Here is a 1,446-nt window from a genome sequence, read left to right as displayed (position 1 = left end):
GGTACAGGAATATCAACCTGTTATCCATCGCCTACGCCTGTCGGCCTCAGCTTAGGACCCGACTAACCCAGAGCGGACGAGCCTTCCTCTGGAAACCTTAGTCAATCGGTGGACGGGATTCTCACCCGTCTTTCGCTACTCACACCGGCATTCTCACTTCTAAGCGCTCCACATGTCCTTGCGATCATGCTTCAACGCCCTTAGAACGCTCTCCTACCATTGTCCTACGGACAATCCACAGCTTCGGTAATATGTTTAGCCCCGGTACATTTTCGGCGCAGTGTCACTCGACTAGTGAGCTATTACGCACTCTTTAAATGATGGCTGCTTCTAAGCCAACATCCTAGTTGTCTGGGCAACGCCACATCCTTTTCCACTTAACATATATTTTGGGACCTTAGCTGGTGGTCTGGGCTGTTTCCCTTTCGAATATGGACCTTATCACCCACATTCTGACTCCCAAGTTAAATTATTTGGCATTCGGAGTTTGTCTGAATTCGGTAACCCGAGAGGGGCCCCTCGTCCAAACAGTGCTCTACCTCCAATAATCATCACTTGAGGCTAGCCCTAAAGCTATTTCGGAGAGAACCAGCTATCTCCAAGTTCGATTGGAATTTCTCCGCTACCCTCAGTTCATCCGCTCACTTTTCAACGTAAGTCGGTTCGGTCCTCCATTCAGTGTTACCTGAACTTCAACCTGACCAAGGGTAGATCACCTGGTTTCGGGTCTACGACCAAATACTCATTCGCCCTATTCAGACTCGCTTTCGCTACGGCTCCACATTTTCTGCTTAACCTTGCATCAGATCGTAACTCGCCGGTTCATTCTACAAAAGGCACGCCATCACCCATTAACGGGCTCTGACTACTTGTAAGCACACGGTTTCAAGTTCTCTTTCACTCCCCTTCCGGGGTACTTTTCACCTTTCCCTCACGGTACTGGTTCACTATCGGTCACTAGAGAGTATTTAGCCTTAGGAGATGGTCCTCCCAGATTCCGACGGAATTTCACGTGCTCCGTCGTACTCAGGATCCACTCAAGAGAGCACACATTTTCGACTACAGGATTATTACCTTCTATGATTAACCTTTCCAGGTTATTCGTCTAACATGTGCCTTTGTAACTCCGTATAGAGTGTCCTACAACCCCAACAAGCAAGCTTGTTGGTTTGGGCTCTTCCCGTTTCGCTCGCCGCTACTCAGGGAATCGATTTTTCTTTCTCTTCCTCCGGGTACTAAGATGTTTCAGTTCTCCGGGTCTGCCTTCTTACATGCTATGTATTCACATGCAGATAACACGACATAACTCGTGCTGGGTTTCCCCATTCGGAAATCTCTGGATCACAGCTTACTTACAGCTCCCCAAAGCATATCGTCGTTAGTAACGTCCTTCTTCGGCTTCTAGTGCCAAGGTATTCACCGTGCGCCCTTAATAACTTAATCTTT

At 48.2% G+C, this 1,446-nt stretch carries 1 rRNA gene; it reads right to left on the bottom strand.

The features are described from left to right. Positions 1-1,443, bottom strand: a 23S ribosomal RNA gene (locus CD122_RS07460); the annotation flags it as partial. Positions 1,444-1,446: the final 3 nt, after the last annotated feature.

This window comes from Staphylococcus rostri, assembly GCF_002902145.1.
GTDB lineage: Bacteria > Bacillota > Bacilli > Staphylococcales > Staphylococcaceae > Staphylococcus > Staphylococcus rostri.
This window is presented reverse-complemented; position numbering and strand designations above follow the sequence as displayed.